This window comes from Bacillus cereus group sp. BfR-BA-01441, from assembly GCF_022663075.1.
Classification (GTDB): Bacteria; Bacillota; Bacilli; order Bacillales; family Bacillaceae_G; genus Bacillus_A; species Bacillus_A cereus.
In genome coordinates this window covers 1-2,774 of record NZ_JAKUEU010000178.1, presented here as the reverse complement: position 1 = coordinate 2,774, position 2,774 = coordinate 1, and the positions used below count along the sequence as shown (strand labels likewise).

Below are 2,774 nucleotides of genomic sequence, written 5' to 3'. Positions count from 1 at the left end.
TAAATAATCTGAATTCACATTTGCAAATTTAGCAAGTTGTTTAACAGATATTGGATTGTAAATATTTTTAAAAATGTAGTTTTTGCAAATAGCAATAGTCTGTGAATGTTGCTGTGTTTTTTGTGCCTTTACACGGTCTGCAAAGGTACAAAAAGCATTTTTTAATAAATCCCAAACAGATTCTTTGTCTTTTAAATCTTCTGTTCTTTGAATATGTAAATCATAAATTTTGTAAGCAATCCCAGATGGAAGTCCCCCTTTTATCGCATATCTAGTAGCGAGCGTGATGGATGAAATACAAATGTTTTTATGACGTCTTAATTGATGGAATGAAGATAAAGATGAAAGAGTCTCTTGTTGGAATTCGTAATAATATTTGAGTACGGTTTCTTTATCCCCGTTTTCTATAGAACCAAGCAGTTGCTGTTCTATATATAAATTATGATAAACGGATTCGTCTTTTTGCATTGAAATATATACATCTTCGTTTAAGATTCTGCTATGACTTATATGAAGTGAGTCACTGTTATTTGAAAAGGTGCTTACATCTGAAATTTTTTTATAGAAAATGTTATAGAACAATATTGCCATATTTACAAAGAAATTTTGATCTTTGACTGACAATGAAAAATAATGGTTTCTTGTTCTTTTATAATTTGGAATGAAATTAAGGTTACTATCCGTTTTACTTGTAGAAAAATTTACATGTGCCAAGGGCCCAATAATAACAGTACCGTTCACCATATAATCGCTCTTTATGTGAATTAAAATGAAGTGCCCTAGATGTTCGTGAGTTCTGAAGATGGGGAAATTATATGTATCATTTCTCTGAAAAAGCACATGTAACTGTTCTATTTTTGATGTATACAACGAATGTGAATCACTTTTTGATGTGAATTCTAAAAGAATATTTTTGTTACAATCTAAAAAACAAACTGGAATTTCAAAAGATTGGAAAAACATATTGCAAATGTACTCTATCTCAACTAGACTGAGCTTTTTAGTCATATTCTTCCTCCTTACAGTTATGCGTAATAGTTAAATAAACATATATTCCTTTTTTCATAAGTAGAAACGGAAAATCTTTATTAATAAAAAATATAAATAAAAGTTATAAACTTCTAAGAATAATACCATAATTTAACATGAATAGCACATATTATTTGAATATACAGGTAATAGTTTTGGACAGTAGCGTAAAATATGAATCGTCACACTTATTTGTTGGTTATTACTTATATGTATTAAAAATGATTAAGGTTGGATTTTAAATAGGGATAGGAAGTGAGAAATGAATAGATTGACAGTAAGTGACTAGTCGAAATTAGCAGTGAAAGCTATTATGTAACAAATGTAATGATTTTTGAAGTAGAGATATAAGTGTAATTTAGGGGAGAAAATTACATATATCATGTGGAGAGACAACGTAATAATAGAAGATAAGAAAAGTGAATAAGTGATTGTAAACAATGGATTGTTGGACGACTATGTTTTATGTTATTCGTTTAAATCTGATACTTGGCACACTATTGCTTTTAAGAAGGTAATAGTAATAAAGAGATTTTTAAAATGATAGAAGTAGTAAAGGGGATAAGAGAAATGAAAAAAATATTTAGTGTGCTTTTAGTGTTATTCTTAACATTTTCTACATGGTCTAGTGTATTAGTAAAGGCAGATTCACCATCTAAAGGTACTTTAACGATTCATAAGTATGAACAAGAAAAAGATGGAGCGCAGGGACTAGAAGGTGACGGTTCTGCAAATCAAGAGGTGCCAAAAGATGCGAAACCATTAAAAGGTGTAACGTTTGAAGTGAAAAGGGTTGCTTCTTTTGAAAAAATTTCAAACGATGGGAAAATCGTGAAAGAAGATGTGAAACCTGTAATGGGAGCCACTCCAAATCAAGTAGTAACAGATGATAACGGACAAGCTGTATTAAAAGATCTTCCGCTAGGACGTTATGAGGTGAAAGAAGTGGCAGGACCTCCACATGTTAATCTAAATCCCAATACGTATACAGTGGATATCCCATTAACGAATAAAGAGGGTAAGGTGCTAAACTATGATGTTCACATGTATCCTAAAAATGAGGTTAAACGTGGTGCAGTGGATTTAATAAAAACTGGTGTAAATGAAAAAGCATTAGCAGGTGCAGTATTCTCTTTATTTAAAAAAGACGGTACAGAAGTGAAAAAAGAGTTAGTAACAGATGCTAATGGTCATATTCGCGTGCAAGGATTGGTGTATGGAGAATACTATTTCCAAGAAACAAAAGCTCCGAAAGGCTATGTAATAGATCCAACTAAACGTGAGTTTTTTGTTAAGAACTCCGGAACAATTAATGAAGATGGAACTATTACTTCTGGTACAGTAGTTAAATTAGAAGTGAAAAACTATGAAGAACCAATAATTGATAAAAAGATTAACGGAAAATTGGAAGCGTTACCAATCAATCCGTTAACTAATTATAATTATGATATTAAAACATTAATTCCAGAAGACATTAAGGAATACAAAAAATATGTGGTAACAGATACTTTGGATAATCATTTAGTGATTCAAGGAAAGCCAATCGTGAAAATTGATGGAGCAGAAGTAAATGCAAGCATTGTAGAGGTAGCTATAGAAGGTCAAAAAGTAACAGCTACAGTAAAAGATTTCACAAAATTAGATGGTAAAAACGAATTTCATTTGCAAATTAAATCTCAAATAAAAGAAGGAGTACCATCTGGTTCGGAAATTTTAAATACAGCAAAAATTGATTTTACAAATAA

The 2,774-nt window shown here is 30.7% G+C and carries 2 protein-coding genes; one reads left to right on the top strand and one right to left on the bottom strand.

The window, feature by feature from the left end:
- Positions 1-1,008, bottom strand: a 1,008-nt coding sequence (locus MR107_RS29595; RefSeq protein WP_242293114.1) for an AraC family transcriptional regulator, incomplete at its 3' end; no start/stop codon positions are given.
- Positions 1,009-1,599: 591 nt separating this feature from the next.
- Here MR107_RS29595 and MR107_RS29590 point away from each other — a divergent pair.
- On the top strand, positions 1,600-2,774 hold a 1,175-nt coding region (locus tag MR107_RS29590; protein ID WP_242293113.1), incomplete at its 3' end, for an MSCRAMM family protein.